This is a genomic window from Pseudomonas extremaustralis (assembly GCF_900102035.1).
Lineage (GTDB): Bacteria > Pseudomonadota > Gammaproteobacteria > Pseudomonadales > Pseudomonadaceae > Aquipseudomonas > Aquipseudomonas extremaustralis.
In genome coordinates this window covers 3847283-3867551 of sequence record NZ_LT629689.1, presented here as the reverse complement: position 1 = coordinate 3867551, position 20269 = coordinate 3847283, and the positions used below count along the sequence as shown (strand labels likewise).

General features: G+C 59.9%; 16 protein-coding genes, 1 pseudogene and 1 riboswitch. Of the genes and pseudogenes, 9 read left to right on the top strand and 8 right to left on the bottom strand.

Going from position 1 to position 20269, the window contains the following annotated elements:
- Window position 1: 1 nt before the first annotated feature.
- A complete protein-coding gene (locus tag BLR63_RS17830) occupies window positions 2–1165 on the bottom strand; it encodes a 1-acyl-sn-glycerol-3-phosphate acyltransferase (RefSeq protein WP_193384743.1) in 1164 nt (387 codons plus the stop codon).
- Window positions 1166–1298: 133 nt separating this feature from the next.
- On the opposite strand from BLR63_RS17830, the gene BLR63_RS17825 reads away from it, so the two are divergent.
- From BLR63_RS17825 to BLR63_RS17815, 3 genes are read left to right on the top strand one after another with little or no spacing between them, the layout of a single operon-like run.
- Complete coding sequence (locus BLR63_RS17825) at window positions 1299–1481, top strand: CPXCG motif-containing cysteine-rich protein (protein WP_010565718.1); 183 nt, start codon at window positions 1299–1301, stop codon at window positions 1479–1481.
- Between the two features lie 11 nt (window positions 1482–1492).
- Window positions 1493–1753: a putative signal transducing protein gene (locus BLR63_RS17820; protein WP_010565717.1), complete on the top strand. Its 261-nt coding sequence runs from the start codon at window positions 1493–1495 to the stop codon at window positions 1751–1753.
- Between the two features lie 36 nt (window positions 1754–1789).
- Window positions 1790–2410, top strand: coding sequence for an SOS response-associated peptidase (locus BLR63_RS17815; RefSeq protein ID WP_010565716.1), 621 nt, complete (start codon window positions 1790–1792; stop codon window positions 2408–2410).
- Here the strand turns inward: BLR63_RS17815 and BLR63_RS32400 are convergent.
- Both BLR63_RS32400 and BLR63_RS32395 read right to left on the bottom strand, forming a co-directional pair.
- Window positions 2407–3111 carry a methyl-accepting chemotaxis protein gene (locus tag BLR63_RS32400; RefSeq protein ID WP_390896529.1) on the bottom strand — a complete coding sequence of 235 codons (705 nt, stop codon included), beginning with the start codon at window positions 3109–3111 and terminating at the stop codon, window positions 2407–2409. The genes BLR63_RS17815 and BLR63_RS32400 overlap by 4 nt on opposite strands.
- Window positions 3112–3312: 201 nt before the next feature.
- Window positions 3313–3369 (bottom strand): annotated as a pseudogene (locus tag BLR63_RS32395) (hypothetical protein); the annotation flags it as partial.
- Between the two features lie 1407 nt (window positions 3370–4776).
- Between BLR63_RS32395 and BLR63_RS17805 the strand changes: the two are divergent.
- Complete coding sequence (locus BLR63_RS17805) at window positions 4777–5595, top strand: M48 family metallopeptidase (protein ID WP_010565714.1); 819 nt, start codon at window positions 4777–4779, stop codon at window positions 5593–5595.
- Between the two features lie 54 nt (window positions 5596–5649).
- On the opposite strand, the gene BLR63_RS17800 is transcribed toward BLR63_RS17805, so the two are convergent.
- From BLR63_RS17800 to BLR63_RS17790, 3 genes are all read right to left on the bottom strand, one after another.
- Window positions 5650–6234, bottom strand: a complete 585-nt coding sequence (locus tag BLR63_RS17800) for a TMEM165/GDT1 family protein (protein ID WP_010565713.1) — start codon at window positions 6232–6234, stop codon at window positions 5650–5652.
- An 88-nt stretch (window positions 6235–6322) separates the two neighbouring features.
- A riboswitch (yybP-ykoY riboswitch) is annotated at window positions 6323–6444 on the bottom strand.
- Window positions 6445–6494: 50 nt separating this feature from the next.
- Window positions 6495–7493, bottom strand: coding sequence for a class I SAM-dependent methyltransferase (locus BLR63_RS17795; RefSeq protein ID WP_010565712.1), 999 nt, complete (start codon window positions 7491–7493; stop codon window positions 6495–6497).
- A gap of 30 nt (window positions 7494–7523) precedes the next feature.
- Window positions 7524–8489, bottom strand: a complete 966-nt coding sequence (locus BLR63_RS17790) for a 2-hydroxyacid dehydrogenase (RefSeq protein ID WP_010565711.1) — start codon at window positions 8487–8489, stop codon at window positions 7524–7526.
- An 84-nt stretch (window positions 8490–8573) separates the two neighbouring features.
- Here BLR63_RS17790 and BLR63_RS17785 point away from each other — a divergent pair, with 84 nt between their 5' ends.
- Window positions 8574–9206, top strand: coding sequence for a LysE family translocator (locus tag BLR63_RS17785; protein ID WP_010565710.1), 633 nt, complete (start codon window positions 8574–8576; stop codon window positions 9204–9206).
- 134 nt (window positions 9207–9340) lie between these two features.
- On the opposite strand, the gene BLR63_RS17780 is transcribed toward BLR63_RS17785, so the two are convergent.
- Window positions 9341–9970 (bottom strand): hypothetical protein, encoded by a 630-nt coding sequence (locus BLR63_RS17780; protein ID WP_081480373.1) that lies wholly within the window; start codon window positions 9968–9970, stop codon window positions 9341–9343.
- Complete coding sequence (locus BLR63_RS17775) at window positions 9970–11124, bottom strand: DUF2515 family protein (RefSeq protein WP_042947021.1); 1155 nt, start codon at window positions 11122–11124, stop codon at window positions 9970–9972. Before BLR63_RS17775 ends, BLR63_RS17780 begins: the two co-directional genes overlap by 1 nt.
- Before the next feature lie 366 nt (window positions 11125–11490).
- Here BLR63_RS17775 and BLR63_RS17770 point away from each other — a divergent pair, with 366 nt between their 5' ends.
- From BLR63_RS17770 to BLR63_RS17755, 4 genes are all read left to right on the top strand, one after another.
- Window positions 11491–13173 (top strand): fatty acid--CoA ligase, encoded by a 1683-nt coding sequence (locus BLR63_RS17770; RefSeq protein ID WP_010565708.1) that lies wholly within the window; start codon window positions 11491–11493, stop codon window positions 13171–13173.
- A 331-nt stretch (window positions 13174–13504) separates the two neighbouring features.
- Window positions 13505–15364 carry a DUF1302 domain-containing protein gene (locus tag BLR63_RS17765; protein WP_010565707.1) on the top strand — a complete coding sequence of 620 codons (1860 nt, stop codon included), beginning with the start codon at window positions 13505–13507 and terminating at the stop codon, window positions 15362–15364.
- 29 nt (window positions 15365–15393) lie between these two features.
- Window positions 15394–16758, top strand: coding sequence for a DUF1329 domain-containing protein (locus tag BLR63_RS17760; RefSeq protein ID WP_010565706.1), 1365 nt, complete (start codon window positions 15394–15396; stop codon window positions 16756–16758).
- A 225-nt stretch (window positions 16759–16983) separates the two neighbouring features.
- Entirely contained in the window at window positions 16984–19713 is a 2730-nt protein-coding gene (locus BLR63_RS17755) for a LuxR C-terminal-related transcriptional regulator (protein WP_010565705.1), read from the top strand.
- The last annotated feature ends 556 nt before the right edge of the window (window positions 19714–20269 follow it).

Here is a 20269-nt window from a genome sequence, read left to right as displayed (position 1 = left end):
CCTACAGTGCAATCCCGGCTTTGACGCGGTACTGATTACGTACCGGTGTTGCATATTGCACCATCAGGAACGGACGGTGCTCGGCCGGGCATTCGTTCAAGCGTCGCTCCCACTCTGCCTTTGCCTTGGCCAACTCATCGGCCGGGAATAGCTCGGCAGCCTTCGGTACCTGCAATTGCGGGTCGGCGTCAGCCCATTGGGCATAGGCCAGGTAGTGCACCGGAAACAATCGATAACCGCCGAGAATCTGCCGGTCCATTTCGGCGGCCAGCAGCTTGGTGTCTTCGAAACGCTCGGTGATCGGTGGCGCGAAGTTCACATGCACCCGGCCTTTGTAGCCGGTGATGCCCAAGGCGATGCTGACATCGTCTTCCCCCGGCGCCTTGGTGTAGGTGCCGGTGGTGGCGCGGATATACAGTTCGCGGGCCTTGGCGGCGTCGCAGGGGTCGTATTCGTAGCTGATGGACACCGGCGTCAGGTTCAGCGACTGGATCACCTCGGCGAACGGCTCGTCCTTGCGGCTGACGTGAAACATCTTGAGGATCGCCGACTCGGTGCGATCGTCCCCATCCTTGGCGCGCCCTTCAGCCTGGGCGATCCAGATCGATTGGCAGTCATTGAGGATCGAATGGTTGATGTAGGCCGACAGCAGGTTGTAGGCCGCCATCTTCTCCTTTCGCCCGGTGATCGAGCGGTGCACGATGAAGCTCTTGTTCAAGCGCATCAGGTCGCTGACGAACGGCTTTTGCAGCAGGTTGTCGCCGATGGCGATGCGCGGCGTCGGCAGGCCGGCGTGGTAAACGGCGTAGTTGACGAAGGCCGGGTCCATCACGATATCGCGGTGGTTGGCCAGAAACAGGTAGGCGGTGCCGGACTTGAGCTGCTCGACGCCGGTGTAGGTCACGCCGTCGGTCGCCCGGTCAATGGTGTGGTCGACGTAGTACTCGACTTTATCCTGCAGCGTGGCCACGGTGGTGACGCCGGCGAACTCACGGCGCAGTTTGCGGGCGATCATTGGCTTGAGCAGCCAGCCCAGGGCGCCGGCAAAGCGCGGGAAGCGAAAGTGGGTCAGGATGTCCAGAAAGGCCTTGTCACTGAACAGCCGTGCCAGCACTGCCGGGACTTCGCTGTCGTTGTAAGGTCGGATGGTATCGAATTCGCCCATCATGCTCTCTTGTTAGAAACGGCTAGGGTAAGTAGAAGAAATGCCAGGGCGCGGCCTGAGTAATGGGCTCGGCCGAACGATAACCCTGTAAATAGACCGGCGATTATACGCACAAGTCACCGTGGAGGCTGCGATGCTGGAAACCGAGTCGTACGATTGTCCTTATTGTGGTGAGCCGGTCGAAGCCGTGCTGGATCTTTCCGGCGGCGATCAGTCCTACATCGAGGATTGCCCGGTGTGTTGCCGGCCGATCAATTTCACCCTGCAAACGGACGGTCACGAATGGATGCTTGACGTCCATGCCGAGAATGAATAGCGGGTACGCCCATGCAGCGAATCTATGAACCGGAAAACCTGATGGAAGGCGAGTTGCTCCAGCAGATGCTCGCCAGCGAGGGGATCGAGGCGCACCTGGTGGGCCGCCATCTGCTTGGCGGTACTGGCGAACTGCCGATATTCGGCCTGCTGGGGCTGGAGGTGGACAACGACCGGGCCGCCGACGCCCGCGCGCTGATTACCGCCTACATGGACGCGCAGCCGATGCGCGGCGATGAACCCGACAGCTTCCCGGACGTACTGGTCTGTTAGGCTGTCGGTCGGTTTACCCAAGAGTCGTGTTGCCCCATGTGTGGACGTTATGCCCTGTTTCGCTGGAACCCCACTTTTGCTGCGTTGCCGGGTTTTCCGGCCGACCAACAGGCCCAGTGGAACATCTCCCCGAATGATTCGGTGCTGATCCAGCGCCTGAGCGAAGGCCATCGCACCCTGGCGCGGGCGCGCTGGGGCCTTACGCCGCCGTGGCTGACGGACCTTTCCCGCACGCCGGCCCATGCCCGCGCCGAAACCCTGGCCGAACAGCCAATGTTCCGCGAGGCGTTTCGCCAGCGCCGTTGCCTGCTGCCCGCCAACGGTTTCTATGAATGGCGCGGCACCCAGCGCAAGCGCCCGTACTGGTTGACGCCGGGAGAGGGCTCGACGTTGTTTTTCGCCGCGATCTGGGAGGCGTATCCGGTGCAGGAGCAGGTATGGCTGAGTACGGCGGTGGTGACCCAGGCCGCTCAGAGTCAGCGCCGTCCGCTGATTCTGGACGCGGCGGGGCAGCAAGCCTGGCTCGATCCCGAAACGCCATTGCATGTGTTGCAGGGGTTGCTGGCCAGTGAACCGGTCGCGTTGCGCGAGCGGGTCCTGGCCAATCTGGTCAACGATCCCAAGCTCAATGGGCCGGAGTGCCTGACCCCGGCCTAGACTCTGAACTGATTGATCAACCGCCGCTGTTGCTCCGCCAGCTTGGTCAGGTCCGCACTGGCCGCGCTGGACTCATCCGCGCCGCCCGCCACTTCATTGGCCACTTGGCCGATATTGATCACGTTGCGATTGATGTCTTCGGCCACCGCGCTCTGCTCCTCGGCGGCGCTGGCGATCTGGGTGTTCATGTCGTTGATGACTGACACCGCCTGGCTGATGGTCTCCAGCGCCTCGGCCGCCTTGGCCGCGTGTTGCACACTTTCATCGGTGCGGTGCTGACTGTCCTCCATCACCCGCACCACGTCCCGCGTGCCCTGCTGCAACTGCTGGATCATGGTCTGGATTTCTCCGGTGGCCTGTTGGGTTTTCTGCGCCAGGTTGCGCACTTCGTCCGCCACCACGGCAAAGCCACGGCCTTGCTCGCCAGCCCGCGCGGCCTCGATGGCGGCATTGAGCGCCAGCAGATTGGTCTGTTCGGCAATGGCGCGAATCGCGGTCAGGATGGCATTGATGTTCTCGCTGTCCTTGGCCAAGGCCTGTACCACGCCGACGGCTTTGCCGATTTCCTCGGCGAGTGTCCCGATGGACGTGGAGGTATCGCGCACGATGCGCATGCCCTGGCTGGCCGCCTGGTCGGCGTGGCTGGCGGCTTGTGCGGCTTGGGTGGCGTTGCGTGCGACGTCTTGTGCAGTGGCGGTCATCTCATGCACGGCAGTGGCCACCTGGTCGATTTCTACCATCTGTTTATGCACGCCCTGGTTGGTGCGAATCGCGATGTCAGCGGTGTGCTCCGACGAGTCGCTGACCTTCTGCACCGAACTGACCACTTGAGTGATCATGCCCTGCAACTTGATCAGGAAGGTGTTGAACCCAGCGGCGATCGCGCCGAGCTCATCGGCACGGTCACTGGTCAGGCGCCGCGTGAGGTCGCCTTCGCCCTCGGCGATGTCATTGAGCATCGCCACCATTTGTTTGAGCGGTCGGGCGATGCCGTGGCCCACCAGCCAGATCACCAGCAAGCCGATACCGGCCACCAGCAGGCCGGCAATGGTCATGCCGAAAATGTCGGTATTGCGTTGAGCTTGCAGCTCGCTTTGCAGTTCCTGCAAATCGGCCATCACCGCGTCCAGGGGCAATTGGATCATCAAGGTCCAGCGCGCATCGGTCTGGCCGATGCCGAATGGCAGGAACAGCTCGATATGCCCGTGTTCCCTGTCGATGTCGTAGCGCACTTCGCCGATTTTCGATTGGGCGAGGTTGGCGATTTCATTGCTGTCGAGCAGGTCGCTGGCCTTTTCGCCGAGCTTGCCGGGGTCCTTGGTGTAGGCCACCAGGCGTCCGTTGCTGGAGATCAGCGCCAGCTCGCCGGCGCCGTTGTAGAGGGTTTTGTCGGCGTTGGTGAGCATGTCCTGGATGAAGTTCACCGACAGGTCGGCGCCGACGATGCCCTGGAAGGCGCCGTCGATCATGATCGGCTCGATAAACGACGCGAGCATCACCATGGCGCTGCCCACCTGATAGGGAGCGGGGTCGATGACGCAGGGCTTTTGGCTTTCCTTGGAGCACAGGTAGTACTCGCTGGCGCGTACGCCGGTGGAGAGCATTTTCTGGTCGGTCACGTCGGCGAGTTTATCCAGGCCCAGGCTTCCATCCGCGTTGCGATACCACCAGGGGATGAAGCGGCCATTGGCATCCAGGCCGATGACGGCGCTGTTCACATAGGCAGCGTCGTTGTGATCGATAGCGTTGGGTTCCCAGCCGATATAGGCACCGAGGATTTTCGGGTTGCGCGCCACGGTTTCGTGCAGCAGGTTGATCAGTTGCTCGCGACTGATCTGCAGGGCCGGGGCGCCCTTGGCGTCTTTCATGTCGAGCAGGGCATTGGCGGTGGCCAGGCTTTTGGCCGTCACCAGGGGCGCTTCCAGTTCACGCTGAATCAGCGTGGCCTGGGTTTGCGCCAGGGATGTCAGGCGCTGTTCGATGATCTGCTCGAATTGCTGCTGGGTGCGTTCCTGCACCATCGCCTGAGTCCGCGCGCCGGTAAACAAGGCGTAGAGCACCAGCACCGCGACCACACTCAGGACAATGGCCCCGGCCAGTGCTGCGACAGAAAACTGAATCGACTTGAATTTCATGAAAGCTCCGGACGCAGAAAGAGAGGGGCCACCTTGTGGTATCGGCTATGGGGCCGCCGGGCATTAGGGATCGCCCCGAAAAATACGCTGAGGTGGCTCGAGCGCAATGCTCGCCGTCGTTACCGGGCGGTGTGGGATGTATCTGAAAATCAACAGTTACACGTCTGTTGTATATGGCGTCGATACATATGAGCGCCTAGGATACGGGCCTGGTTTTCAGGGAGAGGGTTTATGAAGAAATCATTGGCGGTAAGCGTGTTGGCGGCAGCGGTGTCGCTGGCCGGGTGTCAGTCGGTCAACACCACCAGCGGCGGTGCTGTCGGCGTGGAGCGCAAGCAATACATGTTCAGCATGCTGTCGAGTCAGGAAGTCGACCAGATGTATGCCCAGTCCTACCAGCAGACCCTGGGCGAAGCCAGCGGCAAAGGCCTGGTGGACAAGACCAGCACCAACGCCAAGCGCGTGCAGGCGATCGCCAATCGTCTGATCGCCCAGGCGCCTACCTTCCGCCCCGATGCGGCGCAGTGGAAGTGGGAAGTGAATTTGATCAAAAGCGATGAGATCAACGCCAACTGCGGGCCTGGCGGCAAGATCTTTGTGTACAGCGCGTTGATCGATAACCTCAAGCTCACCGATGACGAACTGGCTGCGGTCATGGGCCATGAAATCGCCCATGCCTTGCGTGAACACGGCCGTGAAGCGATGTCCAAGGCCTACGGTATCGAGATGGCCAAGCAGGGGGCCGGTGCGTTATTCGGCCTGGGCCAGGACAGCCTGGCGCTGGCTGATACGGTGGCCAACTACGGCATGACCTTGCCCAACAGCCGCAGCAATGAAAACGAAGCCGACCTGATCGGCCTGGAGCTGGCGGCCCGTGCCGGCTACAACCCGAACGCCGCGATCACGTTGTGGAACAAGATGGCCAAGGCTTCGGAAGGCGCACCGCCGGAGTTCATGAGCACTCACCCGGCTTCCGACAGCCGGATCGCCTCGTTGCAGGCGGCGATTCCGAAAGTGATGCCGTTGTACCAGCAGGCCAAGAAGCCCTGATTGATCTGCCGGCGATAGCGCCTTCAAGAGCGCCATCGCCGGCAAGCTCATCTGCTAGATCCAACCGCTGCTTTGCATGGCCTTGTACACCGCGACAATCGCCAGGATGAAGAACGCCGAAGCCGCCAGTCGACGAATCAAGGTCAACGGCAGTTTCTCCGCGGCGAAATTCCCCGCCAGCACCACCGGTACGTTGGCAATCAACATGCCCAGGGTGGTGCCGATGACCACCAGCCACAGCTCTGGATATTGCGCCGCCAGCATCACCGTGGCGATCTGCGTCTTGTCACCGATTTCAGCGAGGAAGAACGCAATCAGCGTGGTCAGGAACGGCCCGAATTTGCGCGAGGTGCTGGCTTCGTCATCGTCGAGTTTGTCCGGTACCAGGGTCCACAGCGCCGTGGCGCAGAAGCTCGCCGCAAGGATCCAGTGCAACACCGCATCCGAGAAGAAACTGCCAAACCAGGCCCCCACGGCACCGGCGGCCGCATGGTTGGCCAGGGTCGCGGCGATAATGCCGGCGATGATCGGCCAGGGCTTGCGAAAGCGGGCGGCGAGAATGAGTGCGAGCAGTTGCGTCTTGTCGCCGATTTCGGCCAAGGCAACGATTGCGGTAGGAACGAGTAATGAATCCAGCATCAGGTAGGTTTCCAGGGGCGGGTCGACACGGCTATGACACGTACAGCCTTCCCGCCCCGGGTAAGGTGTGCGTGTCATAGGTCTTGTCAAACCCCGGTCCGTCTATGCGGACTCCTGGGTCGCATACGCCATGGTCTGTTGACCAAGTATGTTGACGTATGCCGGACGAGCATGGCGCTCGTGGGAGACTACTCCCCTAGGACGGAGCGGATTCTGCCTAGGCAAAATCCATTCGGCAAGCCTTCTTTTTCAAACGTCCGTCAGCCGCGCTTGGCGCGGTAGACGCGAAAGCCATTGCCTTCGGCCTTGACCGCACACACGCCCAGATGCTCTTCGATCAACGGCTGGTACTTCAGGAAACTGTTGGCGACCAGTCGCAGTTCGCCGCCTTTTGCCAGGTGTTTCGCCGCTTTTCGCAGCAGGTTTTCCGTGGCGAAGTAATCGGTGTGAACCCCCACGTGGAACGGTGGGTTGCTCAAAATCGCATTCAACCCCATCGGCGCTGCATCGATGCCGTCACCGGTCAGGACCTCGGCCTCCAGACCATTGGCGGCCAGGGTCAGGCGGCTGCTGGCGGCGGCAAAGGCATCCACATCCAGCATCGTCACGGTGTTGTGCGGATAGCGACGTTTGACTGCGGCCCCCAGCACACCCGCGCCGCAACCGAAGTCCAGCAAATGGCCGCTGGGCAGTTTGTCCAGATGTTCCAGCAACAGCTCGGTCCCGCGATCCAGGCGACCATGGCTGAACACGCCGGGCAGGCTCACCACCTTGAGCGGCCCTTCGGCCAACGGTACGTCAAAGACTTGCGCCAGGCTCTCCAGCGCCACCGCCTGCGGGGCGTTGGCCACGGTGACTTGCCACAGTTGGCAATGGCGGGCGTTGTCGAGCTTGCGCGGTTTGCCCAAGGGAATCATCTGCTTGGCGGCGCTTTCGATACCGCCTTTTTTCTCTCCCACCAGAAACAGCTCGGCGCCGGGCAGGCGCGAAGCCACGGCATTGAGCAGATAGTCGGTCAGCTCCTTGGATTTGGGCAGGAAGATCACCGCCGCATCAAACGAGCGTTCGGGCGCGTTCACGCCGAACTGGCTGCGCTCGGGGAAGCGTGCGTCGAGCGCTGCCTGATCGCCGGCATGCCAGCTCCAGCCGTGGGCGTTGGGCAGGCGACCCAGCAGGTCGTCGGCGGGCAAGCCGACCAACAGCAGGTTGCCTTGAAAAAGTTCGGCCTGGCGAAGCAGTACTTCACTGCGCGGATCCATAGTCTGCTCCTTGAAAAGGGGCGCAGTTTATCAACTGACGACGCGTAGCGGGGCGCCGCTGAAAAAGCCTCGGGCGTTTTCCGCCAATTGGCCGACGATACGCTGGCGCGCTTCGCGGCTGCCCCAGGCATTGTGGGGCGTGACGATCAGCCGGGGGATATCGCCGGCCAGCAGCGGGTTGCCGTTGACCGGTGGCTCCACGCTCAAGACATCGGTCGCCGCGCCGCCCAAGTGGCCACTGCGCAAGGCGTCGGCCAGGGCCTGTTCGTTGATCAAGCCACCGCGCGCGGTATTGACCACGAATGCGCCGGGCTTGAGCAGCGCCAGTTCGCGGGCGCCGATAAAGTCGCGGGTGTGTTCGTTGAGCGGGCAGTGCAAGGTGAGCGCGTCCACTTGCGCCAGCAGCTCATCCAGGGGGACACGGTCGGCGCGGGCAGGGCGGCCCGGAATCGCGCCGAGTACCACGCGCATGCCGAAGGCTTCGGCCAGGCGCGCGACGGCGCTGCCCAACTCACCATGGCCCAGTAGGCCGAGGGTTTTGCCTTCCAGCTCGACGATGGGGTGGTCCAACAGACAGAACTGCTTGGCTTCTTGCCATTTGCCGGCGGCCACATCCCGTTGATAGTCCTTCAAGCGCGTCGCCAGGTTGAGCAGCAGCATGATCGTGTGCTGCGCCACCGACGGCGTGCCGTAGCCCTGGCAGTTGCTCACGGTGATGCCGTGGGCGCGGGCGGCTTCAAGGTCGACGTTGTTGGTGCCGGTGGCCGACACCAGGATCAGCTTGAGCTGCGGGCAGGCCTCCAGGGTTTCGGTGTTGAGGGTGATCTTGTTACTGATCGCAACCTGCGCGCCCTGCAGGCGTTCGACCACATTCTGTGGCGTGGTCTGCGCGAATAGCTGCAAGTCGCTGAAGCTGTCTCGCAGCTCGCTGAGGTCTAGGTCCCCCAGGTCCAGGGACGGGTGATCAAGGAAGACGGCGCGGCGATTGTTCGTCATCAACTGTACCTTTTGCGACAGGGTTCGAAGGCGTAATCTGCCGAGCCTATCAGATGAAATAATCCGTTACTTAATGGAGTGCGTATGTACCTCGCCGAGTTTTTGACCGTGGCCTTGATTCATTTACTGGCCGTTGCCAGCCCAGGCCCGGATTTCGCGGTGGTGGTACGTGAAAGCGTGACCCACGGCCGTCGCGCCGGAACCTGGACCGCACTGGGGGTGGGCTCGGCGATTTTCCTGCACGTGGGCTATTCGTTGCTGGGGATCGGCTTGATCGTGTCCCAGTCCATTGTGCTGTTCAACGCGCTGAAATGGGCGGCCGCGGCATACCTGCTGTACATCGGCTTCAGGGCCCTGCGTGCCCAGCCAGCCAAACCTGCCGCCGAGGGCGAGTTGCACCGCGAAGTGGGCGAGCGCACTGCGCGCGGGGCGTTTACCGCAGGCTTCGTCACCAACGGCTTGAATCCCAAGGCCACGCTGTTCTTCCTCTCGTTGTTCACCGTGGTGATCAACCCGCAGACGCCCCTGGCGATCCAGGCCGGTTATGGGGTGTACCTAGCGGTGGCCACGGCGTTGTGGTTCTGCCTGGTGGCGATGTTGTTCAGCCAGCAACGTGTACGCGCCGGGTTTGCGCGGATGGGGCATTGGTTCGATCGGACCATGGGGGCGGTGCTGATCGCGATTGGGGTGAAGTTGGCGTTTACCAGCATGAAGTAACGCTTGTTCAAGCGACGGTGTTGATGCCGCGGCGAGGGGGACGCTGCCGACGGGGAGGGGCGTCTTCGGTTTTTTGAAACCTGTGTCATAGATACTCCGGGCCAGCACGGGTATTTGGATGTCTGAGCTAATGTTCATCTGTTGCTGTAATCCTTTCCAACACTAACATCGATTAGATATTTCGCCGTGTTTGGATCACGCTCATTGCAACGCACGTAGCATTTGACGCTGAGGGACATACCGTATTTGTGAGGTATCAGAAGTACCACTGTTTCAGCTTGATCGAAGAGTAAGCGCTGTAATGCGCCTCTCTCAAGTTTGCTATCTAACTTGAGCCAGCTGTTTCGGTCAGTGTTGCGTGGTAACCATCCGGACTTTTTTAGAACTCCCTGTAAGTGGTTAAATAATGGTATCAATTCGTCAAAAGGTAGTGCCTCCAGCATCGGCGAGGTAGTGAGGGTTGTGACCCTTCCGTTGTTATAGCCTATCGCTCCAAACTTTGTTGGGGGTAAGGTGAAACCGTGTTGAGGGTCATCAAACTTTACAATAACTGGGCTGGTAATCCAGGTTGAATCCTCTACTAGGGGGGTAGTTTGGCGCATTGCGGTGTTGGATTTTACTGGAAATGTTGAGTCTCGAAGTACATCTTCGTAGGGTTTTCCTATGTGTAAGGAAATAGCGTTATTTTTTTCAGGGGGGCGATTGAAATAAAATATCAATATGGTCAATGTTGCGAATGAGATGCTCAGGCATAATTTGAGCATTATTCTACTCCTCCGCCATTTGCAATTTTTATAATGGAATCTTTTAATTGGCTGCGAGTAGTTTGGTTTTTAAGCAGTCTGTCAAATTGTTCGGCGGCTCGTGATACAAACTCCATGCGTTGGTCTTTGTTCGCCAAGTCGGCAATAGGGTTTTGGCTGAAAGTGATTTTAGTGTCCGGTGCTTTGCACTGACTGGCTAGCGTTAGTTGTATTTCTTCGGGTAGCCCGGAAAATAGACCCGTCACTACTGAAATGACATCACCCACTTGGGTACCTCTCATTAGCCGTGCAAAGCGTTCCACGTCATACATTGCGGGTTGGAGAATATTTAGTTGCTCATGCCGTGCCATCTCGTAAACGCTATTGCTAATTTTGCCTTGATCGATATAGGCAAAGGTTTCAAGGATTTCTCGCTGGGCGACGCCAAATTCAACTTTTTCTGTAATGGGCCAAATCACCTTGTTTTTTAGGCTTCTGCGGTTTGGTAAACACTCCTCCATTTCTTTAAATCCCCGCACCATAAAAAACCGATGCAACGGATAAACATCCAGAAACAGCGCCGTATTCCCCAGTGCCAGCATTTCATGAACGTATTTCAACTCTTCCTGAACCCTGGTAATCAGCCCGCCCAAAAGCGGGTCACTTGTCAGTGGAACGGGGTTTTGCTGCTTGGCCTTGTCCCACGCCTCCCAAAGCTCAACGTTGGGGCGCAATTTATTGGTCACGATGCGCTCGTACAGGTCTTTGGGATAACTGTCTTGCAGCTTCCGATAGGCTCTTTTCTCCGCTTCGATTCGTTCATCCAGCGTGACAGCATGCAACAACCCACACCCCACCTGTTTCGACGCAAACGCTGCCAACCCCGCCCATTGAAAGCGGTTATCCGCCAGCCACAATTGCGCATACGCCGCGTTGATCCTGCGGTTGCGGGCTAGTGGGTCGGCGATGAGTATGCCGCCGGGGGCGATCCAGTCTTCCGCTTCTTTTTGAAACCTGTGCCATAGGCAACTGCAGGTCAGTATCGGCACTTCGATGGTGACTTTCGGGTTTCTACCGTCATGGCTGGTTATGCGCTTGCAGGCAGACAGTTCGCAGGTACTGTCCCAGAGTTTCTTGAGATCCAGTTCGTGTGGGGCGATGCATTGGTCGGTCATGTGCATTCCCTCGTCGTTGTCAGTGTTGGCGAGGAACCTAAGCCCGCAAAATGTGCAGGGGCAACCGTTAAAAGCCGAATCTGCGGAGAATACGAAGTTGCTGTCGGAGGCAGTCGGAACGGGGGTGGGAAGTGGCTGATATGGGCGTCAGTCAAGGTAAGAATGGTGCAAATACGGCTTCATCAATGAGCGTGGTCGATATCAAAAAGCTCTCCAGATCAGGTCGCTACCAGGCTTTGATGCTGGCGCAAAGCTAGCATTCTCCAGACCCTGCAAATCATTCCTTTGGCTGATTTGGCCGACACATAACGTCTCTACAGTGCAGGTCTTCAAGCCAAGACCGTGCAGTCATAAAAAGGGATTCGTATGTTGCAGACCCGTGTTATCCCGCCCGCCGAAGGTGCGTACCAATACCCGCTGTTGATCAAACGCCTGTTGATGTCAGGCGCCCGTTACGAAAAAACCCGGGAAATCATCTATCGCGACAAGCTGCGCTACACCTATCCGACCCTGATCGAACGGGTCGCGCGCCTGGCCAATGTGCTCACCGAAGCCGGGGTCAAGGCGGGTGATACCGTCGCCGTAATGGACTGGGACAGCCACCGTTATCTGGAATGCATGTTCGCCATCCCGATGATCGGCGCGGTGATCCACACCATTAACGTGCGCCTGTCGCCGGAGCAGATTCTCTACACCATGAACCACGCCGAGGACCGCTTTGTGCTGGTCAACAGTGAGTTCGTGGGGCTTTACCAGGCTATCGCCGGGCAGCTCACCACCGTCGACAAGACCTTGCTGCTCACGGACGGCGAGTCCAAGACCGCCGAGTTGCCCAACCTGGTGGGCGAGTACGAAACCCTGCTGGCCGCTGCCAGCCCGACGTACGACTTCCAGGACTTCGACGAACACTCCGTCGCTACTACCTTCTACACCACCGGCACCACCGGCAATCCCAAGGGTGTGTACTTCACCCATCGCCAACTGGTGCTGCACACCATTGGGGTGGCGACCATCATGGGTTGCGTCGACAGCGTGCGCCTGCTGGGCACCAACGACGTGTATATGCCGATCACGCCGATGTTCCACGTGCATGCCTGGGGCCTGCCGTATGTGGCGACCATGCTTGGCCTGAAACAGGTCTACCCCGGTCGCTACGACCCGGAATACCTTGTGGAGCTGTGGCGCAAGGAGAAGGTCACGTTCTCCCACTGCGTGCCGACCATCCTGCAAATGGTGCTCAACGCCAAGGCGGCCCAGGGTGTGGACTTTGGCGGCTGGAAAATCGTCATCGGCGGCAGCGCCCTCAACCGCACGCTGTACGAAGCCGCCAAGGCTCGTGGGATTCAACTGACCGCTGCGTACGGTATGTCCGAGACCGGGCCACTGGTGTCCTGTGCTCACCTCAATGAAGAGTTGATCGCCGGCACCGAGGACGAGCGCACCACTTACCGTATCAAGGCCGGCGTGCCTGGGCCGTTGGTGGAAGCGGCGATCATTGACGCCGAGGGCAACTTCCTGCCCGCCGACGGTGAATCCCAGGGCGAGTTGGTACTGCGTGCGCCGTGGCTGACCGAGGGCTATTACAACGAGCCGCAAAAAGGCGCGGAGCTGTGGGAAGGCGGCTGGATGCACACCGGCGACGTGGCGACCCTCGACGCGTTCGGGGTGATCGACATCCGCGACCGCATCAAGGACGTGATCAAGACCGGCGGTGAGTGGGTCTCATCCCTGGCCCTCGAAGACCTGGTCAGCCGCCATCCGTCGGTACGCGAAGTAGCGGTGGTGGGCATCGCTGATCCGCAGTGGGGCGAGCGCCCGTTTGCATTGCTGGTGCTGCGTGATGGCCATGTGATTGGGGCCCGTGAGCTCAAGGAACACCTCAAGCCGTTCGTGGAGTTGGGCCATTTGAGTAAGTGGGCGATTCCGAGCCAGATCGCTATTGTTACGGAAATTCCCAAGACCAGTGTCGGCAAGCTCGACAAAAAGCGTATCCGCGTTGACATCATCGAATGGCAGGCCAACAACAGTACGTTCCTTTCTACCCTCTGAGTGGATTTGCCGTGCCCTCGTGGCACGGCAACGCTCTATCTCGCGCCTTCACTTGTGATTTGCCAGTTTTCAGCCATCCTTGCCGCGTCGGCCCTCGCCGACGTGGCGAAAGGGTTGTGGCAGACGGGTTGCTGATGCAAATCACACTTTAGAGGGATCAAGCGCTACCCCCCTGCTGGCTATAGTCCCTTCCAGAGTTTTTCACGGATGTTTCGCTTCGGGCCATGGGGGCTCGGTTGCCGAGCGGCATTGGAATCGTTGTATTCCGGCCGTTACATGCATCACAGAAAGAACTCACTGCCATAACAATAATGCACATGGAGTAGCGTCGATGACCTCAGTAAACCAGTTCTGGCGCCGGGCAAGATTGCCCCTGGCCGTCAGTCTCGCCTCTACGCTCGCCGGGCCCGCATTCGGCGTCAGTTTCAATATCGGTGAAATCGAAGGGAGTTTTGACTCGTCGCTTTCCGTGGGGGCGAGCTGGTCCACAGCCAAGCCCAACCGCGACCTGATCGGCGTGAACAACGGCGGCAAGGGTTTGTCCCAGACCTCGGATGACGGCCACTTGAACTTCAAGCGCGGCGAAACGTTTTCGAAGATCTTCAAGGGCATCCATGACCTGGAACTGAAGTACGGCGATACCGGTGTGTTTGTGCGCGGCAAGTACTGGTATGACTTTGAACTCAAGGATGAAAGTCGGGAGTTCAAGGACATCAGCGATAACAACCGCAAGGAGGGTGCCAAGTCTTCTGGTGGCCAGATTCTCGATGCGTTCGTTTATCACAACTATTCGATTGCCGATCAACCGGGGGCTGTGCGCTTCGGTAAGCAGGTGGTGAGCTGGGGGGAAAGTACCTTCATCGGCGGCGGCATCAACTCCATCAACCCGATCGACGTGTCTGCATTCCGTCGTCCGGGCGCCGAAATCAAGGAAGGCCTGATTCCGGTCAACATGTTCTATGTGTCGCAAACCTTGACCGATAACCTGTCGGCGGAAGCGTTCTATCAGTTGGAATGGGACCAGACCGTTACGGATAACTGCGGGACGTTCTTCTCTCAGCCTGATGTTATTTCCGATGGCTGCAGTGACAACCTGCGGGTGCTCAACAGTCGACGCTTCCTGCCGGGGGCTGTCCTCCCAGGTCTTGCCGCCAATGGTGTGGACGTCAATAACGAGGGCGTCCTCGTTCGTCGTGGGGCGGATCGTGACGCGCGCGATAGCGGCCAATTCGGTGTTGCCTTCCATTACAACTTCGAGCCGCTGGACACCGAGTTCGGTGCGTACTTCATGAACTACCACAGCCGTGCGCCGATTTTCAGTGCGCAGGGCGCGCCACAGTCTGCTTACACGGGGCCTATCGGGCTTCCAGGCACGTTGCGTCCGCTGGTTGTCGCGGGTAATTCCAACTATTTCGTCGAATACCCTGAAGACATTCGCCTTTATGGTTTGAGCTTCTCCACCACCTTGCCGACAGGCACGGCGTGGAGCGGTGAGTTGAGCTATCGCCCGAATGCTCCTGTGCAATTGAGCACCACCGACATCCTCTATGCCGGTGTCACACCGCTGCCAGGCTACGGTAATGCTTCGGTGCTCAAAGGCAGTCCGGGCCAGGATCTGCATGGCTACAACCGTAAGGAAGTCACTCAGTTCCAGACCACGTTCACGCACTTCTTCGACCAAGTGATGGGCGCCAGCCGCTTGACCACCGTCGCTGAAATCGGTGTGACACACGTGGGCGGGCTGGAAAGCAAATCCGAGGCTCGTTACGGGCGTGATCCGGTATTCGGCCCCGGTACGTTGCCTGGCGGTTTCTGTACTGCGCTGAATAACTCGACTGCTCAGGGTGGGGGGCTGGCTAATGCCGCCAGCCTCAATACCAACTGCAACAACGATGGCTTCACCACTGCCACTTCCTGGGGCTACCGCGCCCGTGCCATCTGGGAATACCCGGACGTCTTCGCCGGCGTGAACCTCAAGCCAAACGTGGCGTGGTCCCACGACGTCAAGGGTTACTCCCCAGGTCCGGGCGCCAACTTCGAAGAGGGCCGCAAAGCCATCAGCCTGGGCCTGGATGCCGAATACCAGAACACCTACACCGCCAGCCTGAACTACACCAACTTCTTCGGCGGTGATTTCTCGACGGTGAATGATCGCGATTTCGTTGCTCTGAGCCTCGGCGTGAACTTCTAAGCACATTGCATTTCAGGAAGAACCAGAACATGAAAATAACCAAAAGTCTGTTGCACATCGGTGTGCTTGGGCTGTCGATCCTGGCGAGCAACGTCATGGCCGCAGTCTCGGCGGATGAAGCGGCCAAACTCGGCACGACTCTGACCCCGATGGGCGCCGAAATGGCCGGTAACGCAGCGGGGACCATCCCTAAATGGTCGCCTATGCCGACCAACGCCGGCGCCGTCGATGCCCGTGGATTCCTGGCCAACCCTTACGCCAATGAACAACCGCAATTCATCATCACCGCGCAGAACGTCGAGCAATACAAAGACAAGCTGGCGCCGGGGCAGTACGCGATGTTCAAGCGTTACCCGGAAACCTTCAAGATGCCGGTCTACCCGACCCATCGCGGCGCTACCGTGCCGGCCGATGTGTTCGCCGCCATCAAGAAGAACGCCACCCATACCAATCTGGTGTCCGGCGGCAACGGTCTGGAAAACTTCGAAACCGCCGTGCCGTTCCCGATTCCTAAAAGTGGCGTGGAAGTTATCTGGAACCACATCACCCGCTATCGCGGCGGCAGCGTGACGCGCCTGGTGACCCAGGCCACGCCGCAGACCAACGGTTCGTTCAGCCTGGTGTACTTCAAAGACCAGTTCGTGTTCCGCGACAAGATGAAGGACTTCGACCCGAAAAACCCCGGCAACGTGCTGTTCTACTTCAAACAGCAAGTGACCGCGCCGGCGCGCCTGGCCGGTGGTGTGCTGCTGGTCCACGAAACCCTGGACCAGGTGAAGGAACCGCGTTCGGCGTGGGTCTACAACGCCGGCCAGCGCCGTGTGCGCCGGGCGCCGCAAGTGTCCTATGACGGGCCGGGCACCGCCGCCGATGGCCTGCGTACCTCCGACAACCTTGACATGTACAACGGTGCGCCGGACCGCTACGACTGGAAACTGGAAGGCAAGAAGGAAATCTACATCGCCTCCAACAGCTACAAGATCGACGATCCGAAGCTCAAATACGTCGACATCATCAAGGCCGGCCACATCAACCAGGACCTGGCACGCTACGAGCTGCGCCGCGTCTGGCACGTGGTCGCTACCCTGAAGGAAGGCCAGCGCCACATCTACGCCAAACGTGACTTCTTCATCGACGAAGACACCTGGCAAGCGGCCGTGATCGATCACTACGACGGTCGTGGCCAACTGTGGCGCGTCGCCGAAGCCCACGCCGAGAACTACTACGACAAACAAGTGCCGTGGTATGCCCTGGAAACCCTCTACGATCTGCAGTCCGGCCGCTACCTGGCCCTGGGCATGAAGAACGAAGAGAAGCAGGCGTATGACTTTGGCTTCACCGCCACCACCAGCGACTTCACCCCAGCGGCCCTGCGCCAGGACGGTGTTCGCTAAGCTGCACACATAGCCAAATGTGGGAGGGGGCTTGCTCCCGATAGCGGTCTGACAGCCAATAAATCCATTGGCTGACCCAGCGCAGTCGGGAGCAAGCCCCTTTTCACATTTCTTGTCGTAGTTCTTTTTCAGGCAAATGTTGCAAAGCTCTACAAACCTGCCGCTTTTACCGCTAGTCTGCGGACATCTGCAATGCCGACAACAGCCTTCTACAAGAGCCCGGCGATGACTGATCTGTCCCGAATCCAAAGGCCTGCCAGCGCGGTCATTCCGCCCCTGGAAGGGCGTTTCTACCGACCTCCGCTGCCTGATGGCTACGTGCCGCGACCGCGCTTGTGCGAGCGGTTGAGCACTGGACTGGAAGGACGCCTGCTGCTCGTCAGCGCGCCAGCAGGGTTCGGCAAGAGTTCGTTGGCGGTGGAGTTCTGCCAGGGCCTGCCGGCCCATTGGCAAAGCCTGTGGCTGGGCCTGAGCCCGCGGGATAACGACCCCGGACGTTTCCTCGAGCGCCTGCTCGACGGTTTGCAGCAATACTTCCCGCAACTCGGCGCCCAATCCCTGGGCCTGCTGAAAATGCGCCAGCGTCACCAACCCTTTGCCTTTGAAGAATGGCTCGATGGCCTGCTCGATGAGCTGACCGTGCACCTGTCCACCCGCGCGCCACTGTTGCTGGTGCTGGATGACTACCATCTGGCCCAGGGGCCGGTGCTTGACCGTTGCCTGCAATTTTTCCTCAACCATTTGCCCGATGGCCTGGTGGTGCTGGTCACCAGTCGCCAACGCCCGGACTGGCACCTGGCGCGGCTGCGCCTGTCGCGGCACTTGCTGGAGCTGCATGAGCAGGACCTGCGCCTGACCCATGCCGAATCCCTGGCCGTGCTGGATCGCCACAGCAGTTCATTGCGTGGCGAGGCCCTCGACAATCTGATCCGCCGCAGTGAAGGCTGGGTGGCCGGCCTGCGCTTCTGGCTGCTGGCCGCGTCCGAAGCCGGCAGTGAAGGCGCGTTGCCACAAAGCCTGCATGGTGGCGAAGGGTTGATCCGCGATTATCTGCTGGAAGAGGTGATCGACTGCCTGCCGGCCGAGGTGCAGGCGTTTTTGTTCGACACCGCGTCCCAGGAGCGCTTTTGCAGCGAGCTGTGCGACGCCGTGCGTGAAGCCCACGACAGCGCCGAAATCCTGCGCTACCTGCATTCCCATCAGGTGTTCCTGGTGCCTTTGGACGATCAGGGCCACTGGTACCGTTATCACCATTTATTCTCGGACCTGCTGCGCACCCGTCGCGCGAGCAGCAACGTGTTACCCGCTGCCAGCCTGCACCTGCGCGCATGCCGCTGGTTCAATGCCCAGGGCCTGATCGACGAAGCGGTGGAGCAGGCGTTGCGTGCGGGCCATTTGGATGTGGCGGCCAACCTGGTGCAGAACCTGTCCGAGGAACAACTGCTGGCCGAGCAGAACGTCGGCATGCTGCTGCGCTGGAAAATGGACTTGCCCGACAGCCTGCTGATCAGCACGCCGCGCTTGATCGTGCTTTATAGCTGGGCGTTGGGCCTGGCCTGTCAGTTGGATGCGGCCGAGGAATTGTCGGGCTACCTCAGTCGCTTCCTGCCGGCGCCGTCGGCCACCGCGCAAAAGTCGATGCTGGCACAGTGGCTGGCGCTGAGCGGGATCGTCGCCCGGGGGCGAGGTGATCGCGAGCTGACCCAGCGTTATTGCAGCGAAGCCTTGGACAGCCTGCCGCAGCGGCGTTATGGCCAGCGGCTGATGTGCCTGTCGACCCTGTCCAACCTAGCGATCGTCGACGGCGATCTATGGCGCGCCCGTGGCTTGAATCGTGAATCCCTGGAACTGGCGCAGCGCGTCGGCAACCCGCTGTTCGAAGCCTTGGCCCATTACGACCGCGCGCGGGTGTTGCAGGCGCGGGGCGAAATCCTGCGCTCGCTGGATGAAGTGCGCCAAGGCCTGCAACGCCTGCATGGCTTGGCGCCTCAGCGGCTGTATGCCGTGCGCGCACGCTTGTCGCTCTATGAAGGGTATCTGTTGCTGGTGCGCTTGCAGCCCGAGGCGGGGCTTGCCAGCCTGCGCGCCGGACTCGTCGAAGCCCGCGCATGCCGCGACATCAGCGTACTGATCGGGCATTGCGTGATCGCCAGCTTCGAAGGGCGCCGCAACGATTTTGCCAACGCGTTCGCCGAGCTTGCCGAGGCCGAGCGCTTGATGCATATCTGGGACGTGCCGCCGATCTACTACCTAGCGATGATTACCCTGATCAAGTGCGAGCTATGGCTGGCCCAGGGCCGCACCGACCTGGCCGACGCCTGGCTGACGCGTCTGGGGCAAACCTACAACGGTGACCACGCTGCTGCCGCACCGGAGTTTCACCCGCACCTGCCGCAACATATCGGGTTGCAACAGGCGACACTGGATGCCATTCGCCATCAACCTGAAGCGGCGCTGCAACGGCTCGAAGCACTGGCGCAACAGGCTCACAACAGCGGGCGCCAGATGATTGCCCTGATGGCCCTGACCCAACAGGCACAGTTGTTATTGGAAAGCGGCCACGAAGCCAAAGCGAGCGCGGTGCTCGCCCAGGCCCTTGAGGCGGGCGCGGGAGGGGCGCTGCAACCGTTCCAGCGGCTGCTGGAAAAACATCCGGACTGGATGCGCGAGCAGCTCGGCAAGGAACCCGGTGGGTTACTCAACCAGACCCTGTTGGCGCTTCTGCCTGCCGTTGTCGTCATGGATGCGTCACCCAGCCATGAGGCCTTGAGCGCCCGGGAGATGGCGGTGCTGCAGTTGATCGCCCAGGGCTGCTCGAACCAGGAAATCAGCAACCGGTTGTTCATTTCCCTGCACACGGTCAAGACCCATGCGAGCCATATCAACAGTAAGTTGGGGGTAGAGCGGCGCACCCAGGCGGTGGCGAGGGCGCAGGAATTGAAGTTGATCGGTTAGCGTGCGATTTTCCATGGCTGACGAGCTTGTTGTTGCTCGTGTCAGGCTGCGCAGCAGCCCCACTCTGTTCTAATAGCCCCCTCAGAAAACCACACTGCACCTGCACGAAAGGACCGTTCATGAACACCGCAAAGCCGACCCTCTGAATCGCCCCGGATTCTTTAGACACCTTGCAAACTCATTGCGTAACGCTTTTCAAACTCTACCGGGGGCCGCTACATGACTTTGCATCCCGAACCTGAATACAACAACAGCGCTATCACCGCCTTTCACGTTCCGGACTCCGCCGATACTGCTCGATGGACGGCCTGCGAAGATCCCAGAGTAAACGAGCGGCTATCAATATTCCTCAGGACTGGTGGCGATGGATCATGGGCAGGGTTATGGCTGGACGACCACGATCAGCAGCGAATCGTCCATCTTTGAGTAATTGCATGGACTTGACCACCCATTTGCATTCGACTTGACCAGTTGTTTGCATCGGATTTGACCAGTCCGCTGGCCGAGCCTGACCGGTGTAAATCAACCCGAAGCTGCCGTTCACGAAGGGCAGAAA